This is a genomic window from Rhodococcus sp. B50 (genome assembly GCF_013602415.1).
Classification (GTDB): Bacteria; Actinomycetota; Actinomycetes; order Mycobacteriales; family Mycobacteriaceae; genus Rhodococcus.
Map to the genome: position 1 here is coordinate 44,038 of NZ_WPAG02000001.1, position 25,621 is coordinate 69,658.

The 25,621-nt window shown below is 65.2% G+C and carries 20 protein-coding genes; 16 read left to right on the plus strand and 4 right to left on the minus strand.

Going from position 1 to position 25,621, the window contains the following annotated elements; all coding sequences use genetic code 11:
• Positions 1-148 precede the first annotated feature (148 nt).
• The 11 genes from GON09_RS00215 (at position 149) to GON09_RS00265 (ending at position 13,301) form a co-directional block, all read left to right on the plus strand.
• Positions 149-1,771, plus strand: coding sequence for a peptidoglycan DD-metalloendopeptidase family protein (locus GON09_RS00215; RefSeq protein ID WP_307854249.1), 1,623 nt, complete (start codon positions 149-151; stop codon positions 1,769-1,771).
• A gap of 116 nt (positions 1,772-1,887) precedes the next feature.
• A complete protein-coding gene (locus tag GON09_RS00220) occupies positions 1,888-2,463 on the plus strand; it encodes a hypothetical protein (RefSeq protein WP_230810934.1) in 576 nt (191 codons plus the stop codon).
• Positions 2,460-3,059 (plus strand): hypothetical protein, encoded by a 600-nt coding sequence (locus GON09_RS00225; protein WP_213930095.1) that lies wholly within the window; start codon positions 2,460-2,462, stop codon positions 3,057-3,059. The genes GON09_RS00220 and GON09_RS00225 overlap by 4 nt, the downstream gene beginning before the upstream one ends.
• A gap of 10 nt (positions 3,060-3,069) precedes the next feature.
• On the plus strand, positions 3,070-4,584 hold the full coding sequence (locus GON09_RS00230) for an AAA family ATPase (protein WP_213930096.1): 1,515 nt from the start codon (positions 3,070-3,072) through the stop codon (positions 4,582-4,584).
• 25 nt (positions 4,585-4,609) lie between these two features.
• Positions 4,610-5,008: a hypothetical protein gene (locus tag GON09_RS00235; RefSeq protein WP_226949904.1), complete on the plus strand. Its 399-nt coding sequence runs from the start codon at positions 4,610-4,612 to the stop codon at positions 5,006-5,008.
• A 33-nt stretch (positions 5,009-5,041) separates the two neighbouring features.
• Entirely contained in the window at positions 5,042-5,794 is a 753-nt protein-coding gene (locus GON09_RS00240) for a hypothetical protein (protein ID WP_213930097.1), read from the plus strand.
• 281 nt (positions 5,795-6,075) lie between these two features.
• On the plus strand, positions 6,076-7,926 hold the full coding sequence (locus GON09_RS00245; RefSeq protein WP_307854251.1) for a hypothetical protein: 1,851 nt from the start codon (positions 6,076-6,078) through the stop codon (positions 7,924-7,926).
• Entirely contained in the window at positions 7,926-9,518 is a 1,593-nt protein-coding gene (locus GON09_RS00250) for a hypothetical protein (protein WP_213930099.1), read from the plus strand. Before GON09_RS00245 ends, GON09_RS00250 begins: the two co-directional genes overlap by 1 nt.
• Positions 9,518-11,017 (plus strand): ATP/GTP-binding protein, encoded by a 1,500-nt coding sequence (locus tag GON09_RS00255; protein ID WP_244865313.1) that lies wholly within the window; start codon positions 9,518-9,520, stop codon positions 11,015-11,017. Before GON09_RS00250 ends, GON09_RS00255 begins: the two co-directional genes overlap by 1 nt.
• Positions 11,014-12,825, plus strand: coding sequence for a type IV secretory system conjugative DNA transfer family protein (locus tag GON09_RS00260; protein WP_307854253.1), 1,812 nt, complete (start codon positions 11,014-11,016; stop codon positions 12,823-12,825). The genes GON09_RS00255 and GON09_RS00260 overlap by 4 nt, the downstream gene beginning before the upstream one ends.
• Complete coding sequence (locus GON09_RS00265; protein ID WP_244865314.1) at positions 12,822-13,301, plus strand: hypothetical protein; 480 nt, start codon at positions 12,822-12,824, stop codon at positions 13,299-13,301. The genes GON09_RS00260 and GON09_RS00265 overlap by 4 nt, the downstream gene beginning before the upstream one ends.
• A 490-nt stretch (positions 13,302-13,791) precedes the next feature.
• Here the strand turns inward: GON09_RS00265 and GON09_RS00270 are convergent, their stop codons facing one another.
• Positions 13,792-15,126 carry an MFS transporter gene (locus GON09_RS00270; RefSeq protein WP_213930100.1) on the minus strand — a complete coding sequence of 445 codons (1,335 nt, stop codon included), beginning with the start codon at positions 15,124-15,126 and terminating at the stop codon, positions 13,792-13,794.
• Between the two features lie 477 nt (positions 15,127-15,603).
• On the opposite strand from GON09_RS00270, the gene GON09_RS00275 reads away from it, so the two are divergent.
• Positions 15,604-16,716 carry a hypothetical protein gene (locus GON09_RS00275; RefSeq protein ID WP_213930101.1) on the plus strand — a complete coding sequence of 371 codons (1,113 nt, stop codon included), beginning with the start codon at positions 15,604-15,606 and terminating at the stop codon, positions 16,714-16,716.
• Positions 16,717-16,728: 12 nt separating this feature from the next.
• Here the strand turns inward: GON09_RS00275 and GON09_RS28240 are convergent, their stop codons facing one another.
• Together GON09_RS28240 and mobF are read right to left on the minus strand one after the other, a co-directional pair.
• Positions 16,729-19,653 (minus strand): ATP-dependent DNA helicase, encoded by a 2,925-nt coding sequence (locus GON09_RS28240; RefSeq protein ID WP_307854254.1) that lies wholly within the window; start codon positions 19,651-19,653, stop codon positions 16,729-16,731.
• A complete protein-coding gene (mobF, locus tag GON09_RS28245) occupies positions 19,586-21,154 on the minus strand; it encodes a MobF family relaxase (RefSeq protein ID WP_244865322.1) in 1,569 nt (522 codons plus the stop codon). The genes GON09_RS28240 and mobF overlap by 68 nt, the downstream gene beginning before the upstream one ends.
• A gap of 228 nt (positions 21,155-21,382) precedes the next feature.
• On the opposite strand from mobF, the gene GON09_RS00285 reads away from it, so the two are divergent.
• From GON09_RS00285 to GON09_RS00295, 3 genes are all read left to right on the plus strand, one after another.
• Positions 21,383-21,838, plus strand: coding sequence for a hypothetical protein (locus tag GON09_RS00285; protein WP_307854255.1), 456 nt, complete (start codon positions 21,383-21,385; stop codon positions 21,836-21,838).
• 249 nt (positions 21,839-22,087) lie between these two features.
• Complete coding sequence (locus tag GON09_RS00290) at positions 22,088-22,384, plus strand: hypothetical protein (RefSeq protein ID WP_307854256.1); 297 nt, start codon at positions 22,088-22,090, stop codon at positions 22,382-22,384.
• Between the two features lie 120 nt (positions 22,385-22,504).
• Complete coding sequence (locus tag GON09_RS00295; protein WP_213930102.1) at positions 22,505-22,669, plus strand: hypothetical protein; 165 nt, start codon at positions 22,505-22,507, stop codon at positions 22,667-22,669.
• Positions 22,670-22,898: 229 nt separating this feature from the next.
• On the opposite strand, the gene GON09_RS00300 is transcribed toward GON09_RS00295, so the two are convergent.
• Positions 22,899-23,903 carry a DUF4192 domain-containing protein gene (locus tag GON09_RS00300; protein WP_213930103.1) on the minus strand — a complete coding sequence of 335 codons (1,005 nt, stop codon included), beginning with the start codon at positions 23,901-23,903 and terminating at the stop codon, positions 22,899-22,901.
• Positions 23,904-24,655: 752 nt separating this feature from the next.
• Between GON09_RS00300 and GON09_RS00305 the strand changes: the two genes are divergently transcribed.
• Positions 24,656-25,609, plus strand: a complete 954-nt coding sequence (locus GON09_RS00305; RefSeq protein WP_213930104.1) for a DUF3800 domain-containing protein — start codon at positions 24,656-24,658, stop codon at positions 25,607-25,609.
• Positions 25,610-25,621 lie beyond the last annotated feature (12 nt).

The window sequence follows — 25,621 nt, forward strand, 5'->3', positions numbered from 1 at the left end:
TCGGTCCTGGTCAGCGGGTGGTGCCGCTGCCAGGACCGGGAGCCTTCCACTAACGCGGCATCCGACCTCGGGTGGGCGGATGCGAAGTCACTCACGTGCATGGCCTGGGCGGGCTAGCGACAAGCACTCATGCAAAGGGGGTGAGAACGTGGCTTCTTCGACGACGAAAATTACGCTGGCAGCCAGCGTCGTGGCCCTGATGGGTGCGCTGGTGATGTGCGGCAGCGACAATCCCGATCCGGACAACTGCCTGCCGACGCAGGGACTGTCCCGGTCACCGAACAGCCTGCGTGCTGCCACCGGCAAGAAGGTGCAGCCGATGGTCACCGGCACCTACACGTTCACCTCCGGTTTCGGCCCGCGCTGGGGTACCTCGCACAACGGCATCGACCTGGCGGCGCCGATCGGTACGCCCTTCTATGCACCGATCGACGGAATCGTTGTTGCGGCAGGAGATTCCGGCGCGAGCGATGAGAACGGTTTCGACAACTGGATCATCGTCGACTCGGCCACCGCGGACGGGTCGACCATTTCGACGGTCTACGGGCACATGTTCCCGGACGGTGTTCTCGTCTCCGTCGGTGACGAGGTGCGCGCCGGGGATCTGATCGGCCTGGTCGGCAACGCCGGAGGTTCGACCGGACCGCACCTGCATTTCGAGGTCTGGCCCGGGGGCCGACTCGACGGCGGATCTCCGATCGACCCGATGCCGTGGCTGGCCGATGCGTCTGAACTCGACGCCCCGCAACAGCGTCCGACCTCGCCGAATGTGCAGCTGGTCGCGGCCGAGACTCCGCTCGGTGCCGGTTGCACCGGCCTGACGCGCCCCGGCGGACGCTCCCTCGCGCCGGGATCGGTCCCCGAGGAGTTCCGGGAGTGGATCGTCAAGGCGGCTCAGACCTGCGAGGCGATCGACGCTCCCTTGCTGGCCTCCCAGCTTTACGCCGAGAACCAGTTCCGCTACGGTCCCTCCTCGCCGGTGTCTGCGGCGGGGGCACGCGGGCCGGGGCAGTTCATGCCCGCAACCTGGGCCTCGATCGGCCAGGACTACGACGGTGACGGCGTGGCCGACGTGAATTCCATCGGTGATTCGGTGATGGCGATGGCCGCCTACGACTGCCAGATGTGGGAGCAGACGCAGCAGTGGCTGCGCGAGGGAAAAGTCTCAGGTGACGGCACCGAGTTGATGCTCTCGGCCTACAACTGCGGGCCGGGCAACACACTCGTTTCCGGCGGGGTGTGCGGCAACGCGGAGACCACGAGCTACGTCCGCAATATCCTGGCCGGCCGCGCTGACTTCGCCGGTGTCGACCAGTCTCGGCCGCCGTCGGTGAGTGGTTCGCGGGTGGTCGATGCAGCACTTGGATGGCTGGGCACCGATTACGCCTGGGGCGGCGGGGATGCCACCGGACCGACTCGCGGCATCGCCGATGGCGGTGTCGCTGATGAGCACGGCGACCACAGCAAGGTCGGCTTCGACTGCTCGGGCCTGGTCGTGTACGCGGTGGCGCAGGCGACGGACGGAAGAATCGTTCTGCCACACCAGGACTCCGCGCAGGTCAACGATCCTCGAGGGACGCCTGTAGCCGAGGCGACGGACTTGCAACCCGGAGACATCGTGCAGCCCTACCCCGGCCACGTGTGGATCTGGATGGGGACAACAAAGTTGTCGAAGCACCCCAGTCCGGAGAGAAGGTCCGGATCACCGAATGGACGCCCCCGAAACATGTCAGAGCCATCCGATTTCATTGATGCACAACGGATTTCATAGGCCAGAACATCGGAAACGATGACACACCAGGAAGGGAACATCACACTGTGAGCGAAGAGTGGGACAAGGCGGAATCGGCCGTCCGCACCCTCGGATCGACCCGGACAGTCCAGGCGATGACGGCCTCGGACCTGCGGGCTTGGGCTGCGGAGAACAACCTGATGACGCGCACCCAGTGGCCGAAGATCAAGCGCGAGCTCTACAAGCAGTTCGATGTGGACTACGACGCCCTGCGAGAACGCGAGCAGCGTGAACGGGCCGAAAAGCTGGCCGCGGCCGCCGCATCGGCTCCGGTGGTGTCCTTGGCCTCGGCCGGCGACGAACGTGGCTCGTTCGCCGTCGTCGGCGATGCCGACACCAGCGATGTCGCCTGGTACGGATCGTTCCACAAGGACGATCGGATCTTCCGGCCCGGCGATCAGGACTCGGCGGATGAGGCCAGCGCCGGTAAAGCCGTGTTCCTCGCTGCGAAAGTCCGCGACCACCTCGAGGTCGAGGCGGTTCGGTTGCGTCTGCGGGTGAGCAGTGAACGCATCGACGGGGTAAAACTGGCCGATCTCGCGGCAAAAAAGCAGGTCATCCTCGATCTTGAGGTGACGCCGACCGGGAATCCGGCCGAGCAGTGGTGCCTCGAACCGGGCTACGGCGAATGGCGGGCGATCCGCCTGTCGGATCTGGTGGTGGCCGAATGATCCGCCGACTGGCACTGATCGGTGTCCTCGCCGGAGCCCTAACGGTGGCCGGATGCAGCTCCGAGACCGACCAGGATCAGACCACTACGAACTCGTCGGCACAGCCGTCGTCGACGCAGGCATGGCCTCCCACCGAACCGGCTGCACCCACCGAGCAGTCCACCCCCGCTCCGGCGGCACCGACGGTGGACACCTCCGATCCGGGCGAGCTCGGCCGCACGGTCGTCGAGACCTGGTTCTCCTATGACACCCGCACCGACACCAATCGCAACGACGCGCCGGTGCGGGCCGCCGATCTGGGCGTGCTGACCGGCGAACTCGACGCGCAGGTCCGCGCCGATGTGCAGATCCCGGTCAAGGCCAGCGGTGAGTGGGCACAGTGGGCGTCGCAGGGCGCGACGGTCACCGTCGTGGCGGTGGAGGTCCCCAACCAGGGACAGGCCAATACCGCGACGAAGTATCACGGCATGTACGAGGTGACCAGCACGGTCACCGATTCCAACGGCACCGAGATCGGCACAGACGTGCAGTACGTCGCCGTGGTGCTGACCGACAACGGCGACGGATGGCGCGTTTCGTCCGTCACCACCCTGTGAGGTGAGCGTGATGGCTGACATCGCTGACTACAACCACGAACCGACCATCGACCCGCGTCGGCTGCGGCTACGCCCGAACCGTCCCGCTGTCGAACCCGACCCGGCCCCGGCTCCCGAGCCTGTAACCGAGGACATCGCCGATCCGTACGGGGTCGGAGTAGATGCTCTCGCGGCCGTCGACGAGCCGATCGCGCCGACAGCAATGCCGTCCACCGGGCACGGCGCACTGTTCGACGAGGCCGCCTCACCGGCACTTTCCCAGCCTGCTCAGTGGGGTTGGCGGGGTCGGATCAATGCAGCTCTGGGAACGAAACTGGCCCCGAATGCGGCATCGGCAGAGACCGGCCACCGGGCGGCGGTCGAAGCGATCCAGCGAACGCTGCCGGGTTCGGGCACGGTCGCTGTGGTCAACACCAAGGGCGGAGCCGGCAAAACTCCGACGTCGATTGCGCTGGCAGCGATGCTCGGTAAGCATCGCGGCCGCGGGGTCGTGGCGGTGGATATGAGCGAGGCCGGCGGCACCCTCGGCATTCGCGCAGCGCGTACCGCACCCATCGAACGCACGGTGTGGGATGTCCTCGACAACGCCGCGCGGCTGATGTCGGCCGACGTCGAGGCGGGGGAGCTGGCGGCGTATCTGCGGCTCCAGCCCACCCACGACGAGATCCTGGCCGGGAACACCGATTCTTCCTACGACGACATGCTCGGCGAGGACGAGTGCGCGGCGTTGGGCGCGGTGCTTCGTCGCCATCGCGACCTGCTGATTATCGACACAGCCACCACTCCGCAGGCTGGGGCGTGGCAGTGGGCGGTACGCCATGCCGACGTGCTGGTGGTGCCGCTGCCGATGCGCCGGGACATGGCGCAGCACGCCTACGCGATGCTCGACGGCCTCCGTAAGCGGGGGTCCGAGCATCTGGTGCGCTCTGCGCTCGTGCTGCTGTGCGCGACGCCGGGGTCCGATCCGAACCTCGAAACTGCGATTGTCGACGAGTTCGACTCTCTCGGTGTGCAGACCTACGTTCGGGTCCCGTTCGAGCCGGTCTTCGCCACCGGTGAGCGGATCACGCTCGAGGCGTTGTCGCAGAGTTCGATCATCGCGTGGACGAATGTCGCGGCGATGGTGACCGATGCACTGGCCGAGGCCATCGTCGAGCGGCAGGCCGGACTCCGGCAGCAGGGGGTACCGGCTCCGGCGGTCGCCCCGGAACCGGCTCCGCCGACGTTCGCGGCGGACGTTCCGAGCTTCGTAGCGACCCAGCCGGCCCCGGCTCCCGAGTCGGTTCCCACAGCTGAGCCGCCCCCGGCCCCGGTAGTGGAACCCACTGCCGCTCCTGCTGTCCGGGTGCCTGAGACGGACCCGGCCAGGGACCTGCCCCTGGACTACCGGCCCACCGCCGAGGCGGCGGAAGCGGCCCCCGAACCGGACGCCTCGAGCGAATCCGCTGCTGAGGTGCACCAACCGCCGGCCCCGGCCCGACGGCCGCAACCACCGAAGCCGTCGAGCTTCGATCCCTACGCCTGACCTTCTGTGTGAAAGGACCCCTGTGATGTCTCGCAATACCTCGATGCGGTCGCTACCTCGTAGCGTGGCCCGTGCTGCGTCCCTGCTGTCGGCCACGATCGGCACGGTGTTGCTCACCGCCGGTACCGCCTCGGCTCAGACCGACAATCCACTCGACGGAATCTCCCCTGATCTGGGGGTGTTCGGTCCTACGTTCCAGAGCACCTGGTCGCGGATTGCGGGCGGTATCTGGGGTGCGGTCCTGGCGGTATCCGCAGTCAACCTGATCATTTCGCTCTACAAGATCCGTAAGGCTCGCGCCGGGGGCTACCAGAGCGAATTGAGCGATTCGATGGATTCGGCCAAGACCGCTGGTGTGGCGTTCGGTTGCGTGGCCGGAGCCGGGATCATCGTCGGCGCCATCTTGTTCGTCGTCAACGGCTGATAGCCGATCTACCAGCACTGTTAGGAGAATCAGATGGCACCCGATTTCAGCTCGATCAAGCCGGGCTCCCAGCAATCGCCCCCGGCAACAGCAGCACCGACGCCGACATCCTCGGCGAAGACGACAGAGACCACAGGATTGAAGGCGGCGTTCGGCAGACTACCCACATGGTTCAAGTACGGCCTGGTGATCCTGCTCGTGGCGACGATCCTCGGGAGCATTCTCGCGGGGTTGAGCGGCGGTAGCTCGGAGTCCGACACGGTGCGGACCGGGCACGGTCCCAACTCGATCACCAACGGTGTTCCGCACGGCTACGACCGCACCGAGCCCGGCGCGCAAACGGCAGCAACGAACTTCGTGCAGGCCGCAAATCAGGTCTCTCTCGGTCGAATCTCTGCCGACGAGGCCAAGTCGGCCCTCGTCGGCAGCAACGCCAGCGATGCGCTGCTGGCCGTCCTCGACGAGAGCGTGACTCAGGCCGAGGGCACGGTGATGAACGTCCTTCCCGCCCTGGTCAACGTCACGGACTACTCGGATGATCGTGCGGTGGTGTCGGTGTGGGCGGTCTCGGCGAGCCAGAACGATCTGAGCGGCACGGGCAAGGTCAGCGTCCTTACGGTCTGGTCCACGACCACGGTGACCTTGGAGTGGGAGAACGGGGATTGGAAGGCCGTGGATTGGACGTTCCGTTCCGGACCCGAGCCCGAAGAGGTCTCGTTCCCCGAAGGGGATTCCACTCTCGCCGAGTTCGGCGCGAACGGCCTCTACACCTTCTTCGTGGAGTAAACATGCGATCCCGTGTCCGTACTTTTCTTGCAGTGCTGCTGGCGGTGCTCGCGTTGGCCTCGAGTGCCACGCCCGCGTGGGCGCAGCCGCTCAGTGGCGCTGCCGAGGGGTGGCCTGCTGGGATGCCAGACGAGCTCAAGGAGTTCTTTCCCGGTCACCCGGAGTTCGAGGCGGCCGGGTGGTCGACCGATCCGGCGTGTGCGGACAAGGGTGGCGACTTCGGGCAGTACCTCGCGCAGTACCTCCGCTTCGACCAGCAAATTCTCTACTGGGCGTCCCCGGTGACGCAGCGCATCGCGCAGTACGCCGAGCTGATGGGTGTTTCAGAGGACGAAGCGAAGCAAGCGGTGCTCGACGGCAAGACTCCGACCACCTGGCCGGCATCCTTCCCCGGTGGCGACCCGGAGTTCTCGCCCTCGGCCAAGATGTGCGCTGCGGATCTGGCGAAGTGGTCGGAGCCCAGCGGGAACCACTGGGGATTTACCTGGGCGGCTGCACCCGACGCCGGTTCGATCGCAGTGATGAAGCAACAGAAGTGGGTCGATAACCTGCCGGACGACATTTTCGAGAATCCGTGCAGCGATCACGAGATGCTTTGCAACAGGGCTTATTTCCTCGACTGCGACAAGGGCACCAACATCAGCGAGATCAACCAGTGCCGGGGCTGGAACGCACAGGTCGGAGCGATGTTCGGCGGCATCTGGAGCTGGAAAGAGCAGAACAAGGACTTCGCCGACCGGTTCCTCGATCTCGCCAGAGTCGGTGGTGTGGTCCTCAAGGCCGCCACGCCGCTTCAGATCCAGCTCGGCGTCGGCCTCGGTATGGCGGCCGTCGACAAGGCCAGTGATGTAGTCGCGTTCATCGCTGATCCGGGCAGTGTGATCGACGACTGGGCCAACAGCACCAAGGAAAGCGCGGTATCGCTGACCACCTCGGTCCTTGAGGGCTTGGCGAACATCCACGAGTTCAACCCGCGGGATGAAGGTTTTCTGCGGTGGTACGCAGTCAGTTGCGGAATCGGGGTGTTCGTCATGTCGATCACCGCACTGTTCACGATCTACCGAACCTCCGCACAGAAATCGACACGAATGGAACTGGCGCACAGCCTGATCGGATACGCCCCGTTGGGTGTGCTGTCGATGATGTTCGCCCCGGCCGCCGCCGAAATGCTGGTCCAGCTCTCGCACGCGCTGACCACCTCCCTGTCCGGACTGCTCAAGCAGGACTTGGAGCAGGCGGTGGTGTCGGTATCGGCAATGCTCGGAGGCATCACGAGCGACACCGTCGTCGGTGGCTCTCTGACCGGCATCGTGTTCTTCGGGTTGTTGTTTCTCGGGTCGCTGGCGTTGTTCTTCGGCATGTTGATGCACGCCGCTGCCTTGCCGATCCTCGCCGGCCTGACAGGTGTCGCGTTCGGATTGTGGGTGCATCCGAACCTGCGGAAGAAGGCGATGCGCCCAATCTTCGTATTCATCTCGATCGTGTTTTCCAAGCCGGTGATCTTCCTCGGCCTGGGGTTCTTGGCCACGGTGCTGATCGACAGCAGCGCCGGGGCTTACGTCGACGGTGACCTCGCATCGCTTGGCGCCTTGGCGATGTCGGCGGTATGCATCGGACTGGTCGGACTCGCACCGTGGTCCCTGCTCAAGTACGCCCCGTTCATGCCGTCCAGTGAAGATTCGGAAGGCTTCGGCGACACCGGATCGGCGACCGGACAAGGGCTCGGCGGCACGTTGCAGACCGCGCAGATGGCAATGATGGCCCGCGGCGGTGGTGGCGGGGGTGAGGTCGCTGCGGCCCGCTCCGCAGGGGCGGCACACGCCCATCCTGTCGGCGGCGGGGGCGTTGGCGGGGGAGTGGCTTCCACCTCCAACGGGTCGACGTCCCATAGTTCCGCCGGGTCGACCTCCCACCAGCATTCGGGCGTTACCGCAGGTCATAGCGGTGGTGGGCACGGTGGGGCGAGCACTCGCAAGCTCATGGGGGCAGCCAAGGGCATCTCCGGCACGGCCGCCTCGGCCGGGGTTGGTGCGGTGGTAGTAGCCGGAACGGTCGGCGGTGCAGCACTGAACAAGGCGGCGCAGGCAGCGCAGAGCGCTCCCGAGCGAGCCGACAACATGGGAGATCAGTGATGAGTGACAGTGAGCAGCGCACCTCGATCCTCGGCTCGGAAATCGCTCGCCGAGGACTGATCCCCGTTCCTGAACCGGTGCTGTTCGCCTATGCAGCGGCGCTGATGGTCTCGATGTTCCTGTTCGTCTTCTTCGGATCGACGATCTGGACACTGGCCGGTGTCCTTGCGGTGGTGGGCGGCACGCTGTGGGCGACGACCGACATCAACGGTCGCCGGTCTTGGGCGGGGGAGAAGCTACACCGGATCCGGGATCGGCGGCGGCGAAAGCACGGTGAACACCTCTACCGGGCACCCGGTGATGAGTCGTACGGGGTGCCCGGAGCCGATCCGGGCTGGGAGTTCCCGGTGCCGCTCGGAGATGTCGCGCCGCTGGATCTGACCGATACAGGTCTCGATGACATGTTCATCCTTGAGCACCGCACGCCTGGTGACAACAACTACTACTCGGTGGTGCTGTCGATTCAAGGGCTCGCGGAAGGGCTGCGCGGTGCGGAGGAATGGGCAGTGACCTCGCAGGCGTTCTCGCGCACGCTGGCCTCGTTCGCGCGCCGATCCTCGCTGCTTCGAGGGCTGGAGATGGTGCATCGCTCGGTGCCGGCCGATCTGACTCCGCACGTGGCGTGGATGGAATCGGTGGTGCGTGCGAATCCTCATGCACACCGGGTGATGCCTGCGGTCGAGTCCTACGGCCAGCTCATCGACGGTCTGGCCCCGGAGTCGGAGGAGCATCGTTGCTACGCCACGCTGATCTTCCCGAAGTCGGTCGAGTTGCTGTCAGCGGCAGGAGCGGTCGCCAAGCGTAAGGGCGTAGAGGTGAGGGCCGGTATCGGCCAGGTCATCGTCGAGGAGACCATGCGGGCGGTCGGTGCGCTGACCTCGGCCCGGCTCGGGCAGGTGCAGGTGCTCGGCCAACAGCGTGCCTGTGCGGTGTTCCGCTCGATGCTCGATCCGTCCTATGCGCTCGATGCCCATCGTGGCGCGAACTGGGGCAACTGCTGGCCGTCGTATGTCGGCGGAGACCTGTCGACACGGGTGTCCGACCGATGGGATACCCGCGTCGGGTTGATCCGGCCCGGTTCGATCGAACCGATCCCGCTGCACGCTGAATGGCTCTCGCCGCTGTTGACCGGCGTCGACCCGGACCCCGGCGATCCTGTTGAGGGGCTTCCGGCCCAGCCAACAATCCGCACGGTGAAGATGCGGATGGATTTCGTCGATGCAGTCAAAGCGCGCCAGGTGGCACGCAAGGACGCGACCGAGGATGCAGCACGCCAGTACAAGGAGCGAAAGAAGGGCCAGGTCACCGACGGTGCATCGGAGGTCATGGCGTCGGCATCACTGCGTCGCCGCGAAGACCTCAAGCCGGGATCGGGACACCACGGGGTGATCTGGTCGATGGCAGTGTCGGTCACCGCACCGGATGAGGATGCGGTGATGCGGGCGTGTGCGCGGCTCGAACAGGCCGCCGACCAAGCCGCCATCAAAGAGTTCACCTGGTTCGACGACAGCCACGATGTCGCGCAATTCCTCACTCTGCCGCTCGGCCGCGGACTCGCGGCCACCAAGTACACCCGGGCCAAGGGGGTCTGATGCCGTCACTACGCAGCCGCAAAAAGGACGCTGCGCCTGCGCCGACCGCTCCGGAGGTAGTTCAGGCGGACACGCTGGCGGTTCCTCGTCGGCGTCCGCCGAAGCGCAACAAGTGGCTCGACCGGTGGGGCTGGTACGAACCGCGTCCGGAAGGTGTGTGGTCAACGACTCGGCAGGCCGAAGCGCTGAATCTGGCAACCACCCGCAAGAACGTGCGGCACGAAGGTCTCGTGTCGGGGCGGAATCTGATGTCGAATGCGCTGGTCATCACCGATCCGTTCGCGTTGTACGGCAGTGAGATCGAGAACATCAACGTCGCGGTGGTCGGTGACATCGGCAAGGCGAAGTCCTCACTGATCAAGACCACCCTAGGTCTGCGGCAGATCGCGGCCGGCCGTCAGGTCGTGGTGATCGACAAGAAGCGCCAGGGTGATCGCGGTGGCGAGTACACCGAGCTCGCCAAGTCGTTGGGGGTGCCGTCGATCAGGTTCCAGACCGGCGGTGACGGTGCGCGGTTGAACATCATGGACCCGGCGATTTCGTCGTCGGTGACCACTTCCGGTGGCATCGTGCCAGCCGGTCAAGAAGTGCTGATCGCCGCGGTACTCGAGGACACCATGCAGCGGACGTTGGTGCAGACGGAGATCGCGGCGCTGAACCTGGCGCTGAGACTGGTCAACGAACGTGCCCGCAGCGAAGGCACCGAGCCGATCCTGCGTGATGTCGCCGATCTGCTGCTGTCAACGCCGGAAGAAGCGACGGTCACTTTCGGTGAGGTGTGGGAGAAGGAAGCGTGCCGGTGGGGTCGTGATCCGGGCCTGGCGCTGCGGCAGCTCTGCGAAGGAGATCTGCGCGGGTTGGTCGATCAGCCGACCTCGGCCGATGTCCGTCATGCGCTCGACCATCCGCTCGTGCACTTCGATGTGTCCGAATTGCCCAACAAGGGACCGGCGCTGCGGGTGGTGATGACGGTCATCAATACGTGGCTGTCGAATGTTCTCGCAGCTCGAGCATCCGAGCACAAGCAGACCATTCTCATCGTCGAGGAAGGCTGGCACATCGCGGAAGGCTCGACGGGGCGGGTTTTCCGCGACAATATGAAGCTCTCTCGCGGCCTGGGCCTGTCCACGGTCTCAGCGTTCCATCACATCGCCGATCTACCTGCGGATTCTCCGGCCAGGGCGTTGATGCAGGAAGCCGGGATCGTGTTCCTGTATGGACAGGATCGGGTAGACGATGCCGAGCAGACGGTTCGCATGTACCACCTGCCCGAATACTGCGTCGATCTGCTGATGTCGATGCACAAGGGGCAGTGTCTCGTGGTGATGGGCAAGTCCGATCCGGTGCTGATGAAGCACGAGCGGTCCCCGCTCGAGATCACCCTCACCGACACCGATGAGGTCATTCGGGGTGAGGCGAGCACGCTGGTCGGGCAGACCCGGCTCCCGGACACTCTCGATGCCGAGGAATTGGCCGAGCTGGTGGGGGCGGTGCAGTGAACGAGCGGGGTCAGCAGCGGCCGACACAGCCGGTGATTCCGGTCGGCACCGGCCTGGTGGTCGTGGTGATCGGCGGGGTCCTGTGGACGGTGTACGCCGGGGGCGCGGTTGCCGGCCTGGTGACCGGGGTAGGTCCGGTGTTCCCGGAAGGGCTGCACGGCACGTTGTCGGTGTTGCGGACGTTGGTGCTCACGCCGGGCGATCCGACGGTGGGCTGGCCCGAGGACTCGCGGCCGGGCTCGGCGATCGCGGTGTGGGTGTGCCTGATCGCAGCGATGCTGGTCTATATCACCGTCGCCCTCGTGATCGACGGGAAGGTTTCGGCACGTCAGCGCGCTAAGCGCACGCGCCAGGAAGGGTTTGCGGACCGGGCGGAGCTGCGGCAGCGCGGCCTCGATCGTAAGAGCGCAGTGAAAGCCGCGAAGACGAATCGGGCGAGCTTGGGTGATACTCCGGCCCGCAAGATCGACGCGCACCAGGTGGCGACCCGGATCGGCACGCTCTACGGCGAGCATGGCAAAGATGCCGAGGTGTTCGTCCAGTACCGGGACGGCACGCTGGTCGAGGGTCCGACCGGATCGGGCAAGAGCTGGCGGTTGGCCTGGCAGCGGATCGTCGAGTCGGTCGGGTTCGTGCTGGCCACGACCACCAAACCTGATCTGCTGTGGTCGACGGTGGGGCAACGGTTGGCGTCCGGCCCGGTCGAGGTGTTCGACCCCGAGGGCATCACGCGGTGGCCGACGCCGATGCGGTGGTCCCTGCTGGCCGGCTGCGATGACCCGGACACGGCGATCCGGCGTGCCGATGCGCTGGTGCAGGCTGTTCCCCTCGGCGATACCAAGAACAGTGGGTACTTCTCGACGAACGCAGCGAAGTACCTGCGGTGCTGTCTGTATGCGGCCGCGGTGTCCGGTGGGGATGTGACCACCTTCTATCGCTGGGCGATGCAGCGGCAGGTGCCGAAGGTCAAGGAGATTCTGGACCGGGACCTGCCGACGTGGAGCGTGGAGTATTCGCAGCTCGGCGGCTCGGGATCGGATTCGGTCGACGATGTGATGTCGACGGTCTCGACGCTGCTCGATCCCCTCGCCTCACCGAAGCTGATGGCGGCAGTCAATGTCACCGCCGACGAGTCGGTGAACCTCGCGCAGCTCATTCGCGACGGCGGGATGCTGTATCTGATCTCCGAAGGCTCCTACGGTTCGAGCGCACCGATCGTCACGGCGTTGGCGGCGGAGGCGTATTACCTGGCCAAAGAGATTTCGCGGGAGTACCCGGAGGAGAGAATCGACCCTCCGGTGCGGTTCGTTCTCGATGAGGTCAACAATGTCGCGCCCATCCCGGATCTGCCCGACAAGGTCTCCGACAGCGCCGGGCGAGGGATCTCGATCTGGGCGTTCTGCCACGGTCAGGAGCAGAACATCCGGCGATGGGGTCCGAGCGCGGGGAAGATGTTCACGACGAACTCGCCGGTGCGGATCATCCTGCCCGGCCTCGGTGATGTGAACGAGCTCGAGCAGATCTCCCGATTGACCGGTGAGCGCGAAGAGTGGTGGTCTCCGATCCAGGCTCCTCGGCAGACGAAGGTGATGACCGCGCCGGAGATTCGCGGAATGCCTGCTGACCAGGCATTGATGATCTACCGGGGTGCGGCCCCGGCCTTGGTCCATCTACCGCTGGTGTGGGACATTCCGCACTGGAAGAAGCGGGTGCTCGACTCTCAGGAGGTCTACGACTGGGTCTGTGAGACGGGGGAGCTGCCCGATTGGGCCTGGTCCCACTCGGGCGGGGAAGTGATGCTCGGATGAGCGGGTACACACCGGGCCGGCTGTCGTGGCGGCATCTCGACCAGGAACAAGCACAACAGTTGTGGGACGAGTTGATCGACTGGGTGGAGTGGTTTCGCGGCTGCTACCGGCTCACCGATCGGATCAAGGGCTGCTGGTATCGGCACCCGAAGATGGTCGAGGAACTGACGGCGGCGATGTCGGCGCACAAGGTCGCCTACGAACAGCTCGGCGACGGTCAGGTGCATTCGTGGTCGCCGGGAAGCTGGCACTACCAGGTCTATCAACCGCTTCTGCAACGGCTGGCGGCCAACTCCGACGAGTTCGGCGACTGTATCGACGGGCGCTGTGAGCCCCCGACGGTGCAGGTCACGCTGCTTGATGGGGTGCGGGAGTGGATCGCGGCGGACATCGCGGCGCGGCCGACCCCGATCGCGGCGGTGGTCGCTGCGACCGGATCGCTCCCGGACTCGGGCAATGGGCGGGGCCAGCGGTGATCGACGCTGCGCGGATGGTCGATCTGATCGACTCAGGCGATGCCGAACCGGTCGAACCTGACGACGAGTTCGGGCCGGTCTCGTATGACGGTCACGTCTGGCAGTGGTCCGACGATACGGAGGGATACGTGCGGACCTAGAGACTACCGGGGAACATCACCAGGCCGGACTCACCACCCGGCCGTTCCTCGGTGTGGTGGCCGGTCGTTGGAAGTGCCCGCTCAGGTACCGAGGGCCGGCCACCACGATCAAATTGAGATCACTAAGAGATCGCGCGGATAAGGCGTGAGTCAAAGGCTGTGGGCGGGTCGTATGTCCCACCTGTGGTGCGTTCGGGAAGCAGCGCTTGGAACTGGCCCACAACGGGTCGGTGATGAAGTTGGGGAGGACAGGCACGGCGTCTTCTGTGTGTTGTCAGCAGAGGGAACAGGCGCGCCCACCCTGCGGCAGAGGTGCAACTGCGGCAGGGGCGAGCGTCGTGATGTTCGATCTATGCGTCGGCCGGGGCAGCACCCGGAGACCGGCCGATGACCACCGCGCCGAGGACCAGTCCTGCGATCGCCAGCACCGCAGCAACGAGGAACGGATCACCAGCGTGCAGGGCCGGAGCGAACCCGATTCCCACGTAAACGGCCACACCGGTCGCACCGCCGAGCTGGTCGGCGGCGCGCTGGACGCCCGAGGCGATCCCGGCGTCATCGTCCGTGCTCCCACTGACCGCGATGTACTGCAGGCCGACAAGACCGAAACCCATACCCGCCGCGATCAGCAGCATCGCCGGGAACAACCATGCCGCCCCACCACCGAGGACAGCGGCGACAGCGACCGCGACCATCGCGCCTGCGGCGCAGACGAGCCCGATCATCACACACGCACGCGCACCCCAGCGCTCGAGCAGGTGCGGCACGAGCATCGACGCCGCGATCAGCGCCACCGCCAGCGGCAGCATCGTCAATCCTGCCCCGAGCGGCCCGATGCCGAGCCGGTCCTGCAGATAGAAGGTGAACAACAGGAACGAGGTCGACAGCGCTCCGCTGAGCAGCATGGTGGTCAGGTTCGCCCGCACCCGGGAGCGGTCGGCGAAGAACGCCAACGGGACCATGGGGTTCGGCGACCTCGCCTCGACCTTCACGAACCCGATGGCGGCTGCTGCCGCACCGACCACCGCGGCCATGCTCAGCCACGGACTCGTGCCGGGTCCGCCGGCCTCGACCACGGCGTAGACGAACAGCAGCGGGCACGCCGTCAGCAGGAGCGCGCCGGGTAGGTCCAACCGAACCTGTCTCCTGGGTGCGGAGCGGTCGGCCGGAACCAGGAAGAGCGCAGCCACGATCACGATCAGGATGAACGGCACCGAGATGAGGAAAATCCAACGCCATCCCAGGTGGGCAGTAATGATCCCGGACAGGGCGAACCCGACGACCAGGCCGCAGCTGGCCACGGCCGCCCACACGCTCAGCGCGCGCGAGCGGCGCGGACCCTCGGGGAACAGCAGCACGATGGTCGCCATCGCCGCGGGCAGCGCGACTGCCTCACCAACTCCCTGCAGGAGACGAGCTGCGACCAATATCGGGAATGAGGGGGCCAGTCCTGCCAGCAGGGACGCCGCGCCGAACAGGATTGTGCCTGCCAGGAGGGTGCGGCGGCGGCCCAGCAGGTCGCCGAGCCGCCCGCCGAGCATCAGCAGCCCGCCACCGGTAATCGTGTAGCCGACCACGACCCAGGTCAGGGAGTGGCCGTCGACGCCGTAGTCCGCACCGATCGCAGGCAGCGCGATGTTGACCACGGTCACGTCGACCGCGATAAAGAACTGCAGCATAGACATCGCACACAGCACGAGCCATGCGCGTACAAGGGCGGAACTGTGCCCGCGAGAAGTAGAGGAAATGCCTGAAAACATCGGGTGCTCCGTCGCTCTGAAGAGTTACCGAGCAGCACACAGGGCCGCTCCGGACTGGTTCACGAAGCGGCTGGACGTGCCAGATGAAAGTGTTGCTATGAGCTGGTCGTCCCGCCGCTAGCGGGACGACCAGGTCACTGCCGCGCAAGCGGCCGAGCACGAAGCGCCGGACATGCCTGAAACCCTATCAGCGAGCATCCACTCTCATGTCACAGCCGTCTGCGTCTGCACCTATCCGCGCAATCTCTAAGGGTGGCGGAACCGAGTTCATAGCAATTGCTCCCAACGAGACTGCGGACTGGCAACGGCTTGAATTCTGACGGGTGAATGTTTGCGGTGGGAGGTCTCTTCGGCTTACCTGACCTGGTGAAGTGTCTTAAGGAGTTGGCCAAGAAGTGGAACGTGGAGCAGTACGCATGGGGGGCTGGTCTTTGCTTCGCAGGAACCCTCCTGATCGCACTGTTCATTGCCGCAGGAACTGCGTCTTTAGGCGAATGGATAACGCGAGCAGTTGCTATCGCTTCGGTCGTGGTCGCGATGCTTTCCCGCCAACAATCAAAGCGTTCGGCCGACGCGGCTCAACAGAATGCCGCTCTCGCTGCTGCCCAAGAGGTTCGGCGACGTCACAGATTGGTCCTAGACCCTCACCCCATCCCGTACAGACATGTACTCCGTAATGCCGGAACGGTCGCGGCAACGCAAGTGGAGGTCGTCAATAGCGACGACTTTGCCCATGTCAAGTTCGTAGGAGTCGACGACCCTGTCTCCATTGCTCCTGGACAGTCACGGGCAGTGGACATGGTGACTACCTGGGGAGGCGGGGGCGTCCAAGCCACCTTCGAATGGATTCCGGAAGGTGAAACTGAGAAGAAGACATGGACTGAAGTGATTTACCCGTCTGCATCAGAAGCCGCAGACCGGGGGAAGGATCAGCAAGCAAAGGATGCTCGCAAGCACAGAGAAGAAGACATCGATCGGGAGTACCGGCGTGAACTCCGCTCGCTGATTCTCCAGCTCGGGGACGCGTACGCCCAGTACAAGGTAGATCCGACTGGCCCGGGAAATCGCCTTCGCGTTCAGCTACTTACGGCCGCGCTGCCGCCGAGGCTTGCCCGAGAAATCGGGTATGAGGTCGACGTTCCGCGAGATGTGTGGGGGCCGGATGAATACCCGTTCCACCATCACCTGGACCCGGCCGACGCTCATCTTATCGAGGACATCGTGCCGGAGCTCGAACTGATCTGGAATATGCGCCAGGTCGAAGGCACTCGCGTATACGGTCCCACCGGTGCACCCGGACCTGAGGAGGAACCCCGAATTTGGTGGGCTGTTCAAGGTTATGTCGATCGAGTAAAGGATCGGGAGGCGGGAGTACGTCACCTCCGCAGGTCACCTAGAGACCAACAACACCACGATGAAGCGATGGCCGACATACGGCGATTTCAGGAGCGCATGAACTCGGTCCATCAGACGGAAAGTGATTCCATTTCTCCCCAAGCCGATGGGAACGAATGACGTTAGATCGGGTTAGACGCGCCAGCTTCTTTCCTTACCATGCCCGAAGTCGGGGCGTGGCTCTGCTTCCATGCCGGGCCTGCGATGCTCGGGTTCGTGATGTTCCTGCTGTTCGCGCAGCTTGGAATGTTGGCGTTCGATGTGTGTCCAGTCGAGTGCGGCGCGGCGGTCCTTGGGGCGGCCTCCGGCGAAGGTGTCGTTATCGGTGATGTGATGGGCACTGCGGTAGGCGGCGGCGTCTGCGATGGTGGCCCGCCACAGGGCAGCGTGTTCGGGATCGTCGGGGCAGGCACCGAGGTTCGAATGTGCCCAGGTCGGTGCGGTGTCGTCGGTGAGCTGGTCGCGGTAGTCGCGGTGGAGCTCGGCGATGGTCTGGTAGTCCTCGCGGATCGTGGCGGCGAGTTCGGGGTCGATGGTGTCGGCGTCGGACACGGGCGCGACGACCCATTCGGGTGCGTCGGGGTTCGTGAGGTCTCGGCCCTCGGCGGCGATGCGGTCGAGTTCGGCGAGCAGCGTGGTCGCTGGGGCGGTGGCTCCGGCCCGCTCTGCCAGATCGGCCACGACCTCCTCAATGCTCGCTCCGCTGAGGCGGTGGAGGTGTTCGATGCGTCCGGCGATGGCCTGGGCGCGTTCGTCGTCGGTCTGCAACGCGAGCGTGGGCAGGTGCTCGGTGATGGTCTCTTCGTGCTCAGTGAGCCATGCGGTGGTGCGGCGGGCAATCAACTCGGTCAGGGGCTTGGCCATGTCGGAGCGCAGCGCGGCCGCGGTGGTGTCGGTGCCGTTTGCGGCCAGGCGTTCGTGGTGCCAGGTGAGCAGGTTGATCGGGTCGACGCCGGCTTGGGCGGCGCGGTGGAGCTGGCGGGCGAGCAGTCGTGCGGAGGATTCTTCGGCGATGCGGGCACCGAGTTCTTCTCCGAGTGCAGCGGTGGCGAGGGTGCGAACTCTCTGTGTTTCGAGCAGTGCGGAGGTGTCGCGGTAGCGGCGGATGATCTCGCCGATGCCGGTGTCTGCGGCCGCGGCGCGGTCGGTGGTCGCGATGTAGCGGCGGGCGCATTCGACCGCGAAGTCGTGCATTTCCGCGTCGGTGTGGAGCGGGTCGCGGATCGGTAGCGGCGGCAATGTCGGGTGTTCGGTGAACTGGCCGACGATGGCGCGGGTGCGGTGGGCGAGGACCGCTCCGATGTCTTTCGCTCCGGCGAGGGGGCCTTCGGCGAGGGCGTGTCCGAGGAGTGTGCGGGTGCTGTAGCCGTGGTCATGGGCATCGGCGAGGAGCTGGCGAAGCTGCGCCCATCCTTCGGTGCCTTCGATGGTGGCGGCAATCTGTTCGGGCAGGGTGCGGCGCATCTCGGTCTCGAGTGCGTCGTCGCGGAGGCGGCGTTGGGCGGCCAGATATGCCTCGCGCAGCCGCTCCGGGTCGGTGGCGTGGGCGGCTTGTTCGGCGAGTTCTTCGGTGGCGGTGCGGTGGCCGTTGTCGGTGGCGACGACGGTTTCGAGGATCATCCGGCCGGTGGAGACGTTCTTGTCTTCTAGGTGCGGACGCTCGGTGTCGAGGTTGACGGGCGCGTCGACCGGGACGTAGATCCGGTTGTCGGTGCGGGCGCGGGTGACGGCCACATACAGCCCGGAGCGGTCCATCTCGGCGGTGATGATGGCGTGGGCGGTGTCGACGGTGACGCCCTGGGCGCGGTGCACGGTGGAGGCGTAGCCGAGTTGCACGTGGGTGCTGATGTAGTCGGCCGGCAGGGTGATGACGCCGCCGTGTTCGAGGTGCCGGACGGTCAGTGCGCCGCGTTCGGAGACGACATCGAGTACTTCCCATAGGTCGCCGTTTCGCACGAACGCTCCGGCTTTCTTTCCGCCGGAGGGGTTCAGATCGCGGCGGTTGCTGCGGGTGAGCACGATGTCGCCGCGGCCTGCGGTGAGTTCGTCGGCGAGGGCGATGGTGGTGGATTCGTCGCTGGTTCCGTCGTGGCGGCGCACGGCCTGGACTTGGATGTTCGCTGCCGTGACGTCCTCGCGGGTGGGCAGCATGACGATGGATTCTTTGCCGTCGGCGAGGTCGTGGAGGTAGTTCTCGACGGCCTGGCCGATCATTTCTTCGCGTGTTCCTTCGCGCACGAGGTCGCGTTCGTAGATCAGGTCCAGGCCGGTGGAGTCACCGGATCGCAGCAGCATCGAGTTTTCGGCTTGGGCGGTGTCGTTGCCGAATCTGACCACGGTGTCGAGTTCGGGAGCGTCGGTGTTCTGCGCCAGATAGCGCAGCATTCCGCCGGTTTCCACAGCGTCGAGCTGGGCCGGGTCACCGAGCAGGCGGACGACTGCGCCACGTTCCTTGGCGATCTCGACGACGGCGGCGAGGTCGAGGGTGGAGGCAAGGGATGCTTCGTCGACGAGCAGCATCGTGCCCGGTGCGATGTCGATGCCGGCCGGGAGTGTGCCGGGGCGACTGCCGACGAGACCGCGCCAGGGGTAGGTCAGGGAGGCCAGGGTCAGGCCGGTGACGCCGACTTCTTCGCCGAGTGTTTCGGCGGCGACTGCGGAGGGTGCGAGGGCTATGACGCCCCGGCCTTCGTTCTGCCATGCCTGCACGACGGCTTTCATGCTGGTGGTCTTGCCGGTTCCTGCGGGTCCGACACCGACGGCCAGCAGTGCCCCGGATTGCAGGAAGTGCTCGGTCAAGGTGCGCTGGCCGGCGTTGAGGTTGCGCCCGGTTTCGGCGCGCATCGTCTCGTACACCTCGTGGATCGAGGCGCTGCGAGCGGTGAAGACAGTGGGTTCGCTGGTGGCCGATACCAGCATCGTTTCGGCGTCGAGGATGCGCTGGGAGCTGTGTTTGTGGCTGCCGTGGTGGGACAGAACGAAGTCGCCGTTACGTCGGCGCAGACGCCTCGGGATCGCGGGCAGCTCCACGCGTGGGGTGGTGACCGACAACTCCACGACCGGTTGGTGAGTCGATCGACTGCCGTCGGTAGGTGTCGAGGTCGGGGAACGTCTCACCGCCGAGGTGGGCCTGGACTGCGGAGACGATGTGTGGCAGTTGCCAGCGCGAGCGCTTGGACTCGAGCTTGGTGATCACGGCTCGGGCGTCGTCGTCGAGGCTGCGGCGCTGTGGCCTCGGGGCGTGAGCGGCGGCGAAGGCGTCGCGGACGAGCTGGTCGACGGCCTCATTGCCGCCGAGGATTTCGGCGGCCTTCTCGCGCCATTCTGCGCGCATCTCGGCGAGTGATTTCGCGTCGGCCTTGCCTTCGCGGGTGTCGAGGGTTGCTTGTTGATAGAGCTGATACATCGTCTTGGCGTCGGGCATCCGCTGGTACTTGGCGCGGTACTCGGCCACGAGTTCGTCGCGGCGGGCTTCGATTGCGTTGCGGCGGGAGCTGAACATCTCGAGCATATTGCGCGGGATAGCGGCCAGTTCGACGACGGGTTGCTTGCCTTGCTCGATCTCGCGGTGGGTCAGCTCAAGGCCGAGTTCGGTGCTCAGGCGCTGCATCACTTCGGCGTTGAATCGCTGCGAGGCGGCGACGGCGAAGCGGAACATTGTCGATCCGTCGACGGCTCGCCACTTGCTGTCTTCGGCGGCCTGGGTCTTGATCGACACGACGGCGTGGGTGTGCAGGTTGGGGTCCCCGCAGCGGGAATCGAAGTGCTTGTAGAGGGTGGCGACGAAGCCGTTGGTGTCGATCTGTTCCTCACCGTTGCGGCCGACGCGGGTGAAGCAGGCGTTCTCTTCGAGCCACCGGAGGGTGTCTTTCACCGTGGCGTCGACGATGCGTTCGATCTCGATGCGCGTCTCGTTCGGTGCCAGTGCCCACAGGCTCGACACGCTCTTGGGCGGTGTGAAAACCAGGTCGTGTCCGGCTACCGGGTGTCGTACTTTGCCCTTCTCGTGGGCGATCCAGTTCCGCAATTCGGCCTCGTTCGCGACCGGGCGGCCGTGCTTGTCCTGGAACATTCCTCCGGCGATGCGGTCGAGGATCGCAGCGGATTCCTCCTTACTCGGGGCGTGTCCGTGGGTGTCGGCGTACTCGGCGATTTCGGCCGCGTGTCGGTCGAACAGCTCGACGTTGTTCTTGAAGGTTGGGAACTTCCGACCGAGTCGGGCGAGCCGGATTGCGTCCTCCGAAGGGACGCCTCGATCGATGAGTTCAGCGATCAGGGCGTCGGCATTCGGATGGAGACCTTCGCCAAACAGGGCCTTCATTTGCGCCTCGGTGACGACATCTCCGACCGAGATTCGGTCGGCGTTCTCGGTGTGGATGTCGTCGAGAAGGTCGTTCAAACCGTCGACGCCGGAGCCGAACCATTCGCCGGGCGGTGTGCCGTGCGCGGTGTAGTAATCAGTCAGTTCTGCTCCACGTTCACGCTCGCGGTCGGCTGTGGCGACCTGACGTGTCAGGTACTCGTAGCCGTCCGCTGCGTGCAGGACGTGGAGGGTCATCACGGGCTCGATCTTAGCGGTACGAACGTGCAGGTTGGGAGCGGGATTCCCGAATGTCAGTAAAACTGCAAGAGGTGTGTCCTCTTTCTTCTGCTGCCAGTGCCTGGATACGGTGCGATGTAGATCGGTGTAGCCGGCGGTCGCAGTCCGCCCAGGCGAAGCGACGGGTTTGGTCAGGCTGCTGGTTTAGACTCGGCGTGAGTTGTTGTAGACGGGAAGGCTGTCGCAGTGAGTGGTTCGGGGGATGCGGTGCACAACGAGACGAAGGTGATCTCGGCGCGCAGTCAGGCACGGTCGAAGTTGTCGGAACGGCGCGCTGAATTGCTCAAGCGGATCAGCGACAACCAGCGCGACCTCGAGCGCGCGTTGGCGTCGCTGGAGAAGGTGGACAAGGCCGCTGTTCGTCGGGATGCGGCGATCGCCAAGGCGAACGAGGAGTTCGAGAAGAAGAAGGCTGCGGCCGAACTCGCGGCGGGAAGGTCGCTGGCGCAGGTTGCTGGACGTGGCGAGACCGCGACCTCGATCTCCGAACTCGTCGATCTGGACGTGGCGATGGTGCGCCGGTTGGTGAAGCTGGCCGAAGAGAACAACGACTCGACGCCTCCCGCACAGGGATCGAGCGAGGGCGGCCGTGAGGCGAAGGCACCGACGCCCGACGTGCCGGTAGCTGCTTCCGGCTCCTGATCGGGCAGCAAGCAACGGCGCGAGGTCAGAGACGGAGCCACTGTGTGGTGGGAGCCAGGCGATGAGATCGAACGGACTCGCTTCTTCCAGCGCGTGGTGTACGGACCGGACCTGGATTCCTGTCACCTCTCTGTCACCTCTGGGTGGGTGCGCTCGGTGACGACGACTACGGACGGTTCTGGATAGCTCGGGGCGGTCATCAAATCGTGGTGCGACCGCACCGCTACGCGCTCGCTGTGGAGCTGGAACGTGGGCCTCGACGACGACGAAGTGGCGATGCACCGGCGTTGTGACAATCCGCTGTGCGTCAACACGGGCGACGGTGATGTCTTCGCTGCCCATGTGGTGCTCGCGTCGGCCGCTGAGAACATGGCGGACATGGGGCGTAAGGGTCGCGGCGGGGACCGTCGGTTGTCGTTCGGTGCCGACCGTGCCGAAGGTGCTCGACGCTCACGAGCGGTGCGCGAGGCGGTGTTGCGATATGGCTGGGATCGGCACGCGATCGAGACAGCCCTGTACGACGGGGCGCAAGGAACGCTGTGGTAGTTGGCAGGCGATCGTCTTCTGATGTGTCGAGGCGGTTGGTGTGACCACGGTGGATATTCGATGATGAGAGTTGACCGCTGCACGAGAGTCGGGGCGGTGTCGGAGACGTTAGGGGTTCTCATGCAGCGCAGTGAAGCGGAAGCGGCCTTGCTCTATGCCGTCCTCGAGGTGATGCCGATTTCGGACCTGGCTCTCGATGCGGCGGTCGCCGGCATACCGGTGCTGGACGTACCCCGAACTCGCGGCATCGACATCTGCTTCTCGGATAAGCCGGACATTCTCTGACGGCTCGCCTGAATCGCACCGTGACGATGCGCGGTCGTCGCACTGCGGTTGGGCGTCGTCCCGGCACGGTGGCGCGGATCCGTGCGCGAGCTGCGGGAGAAGCCGGGCGAAGGGGCTCGATGCCCTGAGCTCGGCCCTGCGCGCTGCGGAGGTGCGGGCGGGTTCGTTGGTGAGTTAGAGATAGGGCGAGGCCCCGCACCGGTCGGTGCGGGGCCTTGTGGTGTGCTTGTCAGTCCTCGGGGGTGAATCCGAATTCGGGGAGGACGTTTCGACCGGCCTCGAGGACTTCTTGCACTCCTTTGGCGTGCAGGCCGTGGTCGACAACTTGGCGGATGAGAAGCGCGAGCTTGGGGATCTGGGTCTCGTGGGCTACTCCGTTCTCGATGGCGTCGAGGGCGACGGCGGCGCGGACTCCGTAGCCGTGTGCGTAGGCGACGGCGGCGAGGACGGACAGGATCGTAAAGCGGGCGTAGCCGGAGGTCTTGCGGGCGGCGTCGGTCAGGATGGCGACGGCGGCGACGTTGCGGGAGAAGTACAGGGCCACGTCGCGGGCGCGGGGGTTGTCGGTGAGGGTGATCGCGACGGCGACAGCTTCGGGGTAGGTCAGCTCGCGGGGCGCTTCGATCGCGTCGCGCAGCGTCTCGAGGTTCGCGGCGTCGGTGATCTCGGGAGCCTGGGCGCGGGCCTGGCGCGCGTCCCACTGGCGCTCGAACAACACTCCGAGGTCTTCGGCGGGCGCGAGTTCGGTGGCGAGGGCGTCGCGGCTGGGGGCAATGGGTGCGCGGCCGTCGATGACCCCGAGGACAGCAACGGTGCTCGCGAGGATGTCGCCGAGTTCGCCGGATTCGGCGCTGGGGAAGTTGAAGAAGGTCTCACCGGCGGCGTACTCGGGCAGGACGGCGGCGATGGGCACAGCCAGACCGAGCGTGTAGGCGTGGCGGGTGGCGGCGAGAAGGGTTTCCTCTGCGGTGTCCCCGTTGGGATGGATGCTGACGAGCGCGGCGATAGTGGCGTGGAAGTCGGCGGACTCGGCGGCGGCCATGAGCTTATCGAGAGCGACAACGGCGGTGGCGTTGTCGTGATCGAGGCGAGCGAACGGGCCGGTCGTTCCCTGGGAATCGAACAGGGCGATGACGAGGGATTCGTTCGGGACCATGCCGAGGAAGGCTGGGATGCCTTCGATGAACTGGGCGGTGTTGAGGCGGGTAACGGGGGCGTTCTCGTTGTTATTCATGACTCAATGTTACATCTTTTTTGATGATTTTTCGATGTTTTGTTGGTGTTTTTCCGGTGCTTTTCTGGTGATGGTGGTCACGCGTTTTTAGGGTCTGACCTGCGGTTTTGCGGGTGTAGCGGGGGTTCGGTGGCGGTGGTGGAGCGGGTACCTCGGTCGGTCGGTGCGGCCTGGTGAACCGGGCGCGGTGACTGCCGGGCAAGGGCGGGTTTTCCCTTGCTCGGTGGTCGGCGGGTCCGGTAGGGCCGTGGTGTGGCGACCGGGCGCGGTGCACGCGGAGCATCGGGAACCTTGGGAGGGAGGGACAGGGGTTCGGGGGCGGAGCCCCGGGATCGGTAGAGCCGACACGCACGGCAGACGAGCCGGGGCACACTCCTAGCCAGGGCGAGGGGGCACCGTCCGCCGGCCGCGGGAGCATACGTTTGCCGGCCCCGAGACCAACGAGGCAAAGATCCGACTGCCACACCGACCACCGAGCACACTGCTCGTCGACACCCGACACGAGCCTAAGAGGGTCCAGGGACGGGTCGATTCCGAGATCGATCGCCTGACCCGTCATGACTGGTCAGGCGATATTTTTTCCCATCCCACATGGGGTGGCCTGGTTAACACTTGCGTTATTGGCTAGGCCCTGGATACTCTGCACGTAGTAGCTGGAGATGAAATAGTTCTCTGAGCGCTAATTCCGGAACCCACGCTGATGCGTGGGTTTCCGCGTTTCTAAGGTCATAGCCGCAGTTCATAATCTCCTCATGCTGCTGGCGTACATCGACGAGATCGGCGAGACGGGTGCGTTCGTTGCCCGCGACCACGCGCGCTACAACACAAGCCCCGCGTTCGGATATGGGGGCTTGATCCTTCCTAGTGAGAATGCGCGGCGTTTCGGCCAGATCTTCACGCACGAGAAGCGAGAGGTCTTCAAGAACGAGATCGAGGCGGCAGAGCATCCGGGCCGGTGGGAGCGCAAGGGCTCGAGCATCTTCCGGCCCGATACCTTCGACAAGTTCCCCCAGCAGATCCGGGTGTTCAGCACTCTGGTTCGCGCAGTACGCAGCCTCGGCGGCCACCTCTTCTACTACGCCGATGAGAAGCCGCTCGGGACGCCCAAGCAAACGAATCTCGACACCGACGTCCGAGAGACGAACGCGATGCGGGAAACTCTCAACCGGATTGCTCGGCACGCCGACCGCCGGGAGTCCAATGTCATGGTTATGATTGACCAGATCAATGAGCGCACGCGGGCGGCCCGGCTTCCGGCCATGTACGAGCACATCCTAGGGCGAGCATCCGATTATCCCGAGATGCGCCGCATCGTCGAGCCTCCAATGCACATTGACAGTGTCTTGAGCTCGAACATCCAGTTCGCCGACTGGGTCGCGGCCTGCGTGACTCGTGCGATCGAATACCAGCTGATTCAGGAGTCTCCCTATCAGTGGGTGACGAAAGAACGTGCACTGCCGTCTATCAGGGGCTCTTTCACCCGTGAGTCGAAGCTCCATCTGTGGCAACGAAGCCTTGCCGACTTCCACAACTCCGACGTCTTCCGCGCCGATCGCCCCTTGTATCCCCGTCCGCAGGGACAACTCCTCGGAGACGGAAACCTTGCCCAGTTCCGAAAGATCAAAGCCGCAGCCGAACGAGCCGGGAGCGGAGCGACACAGCGTCGAGTTGACCGTGGTTGTCCTTCTGCCCCTATGAACTGGTGACATCCTTGCAGA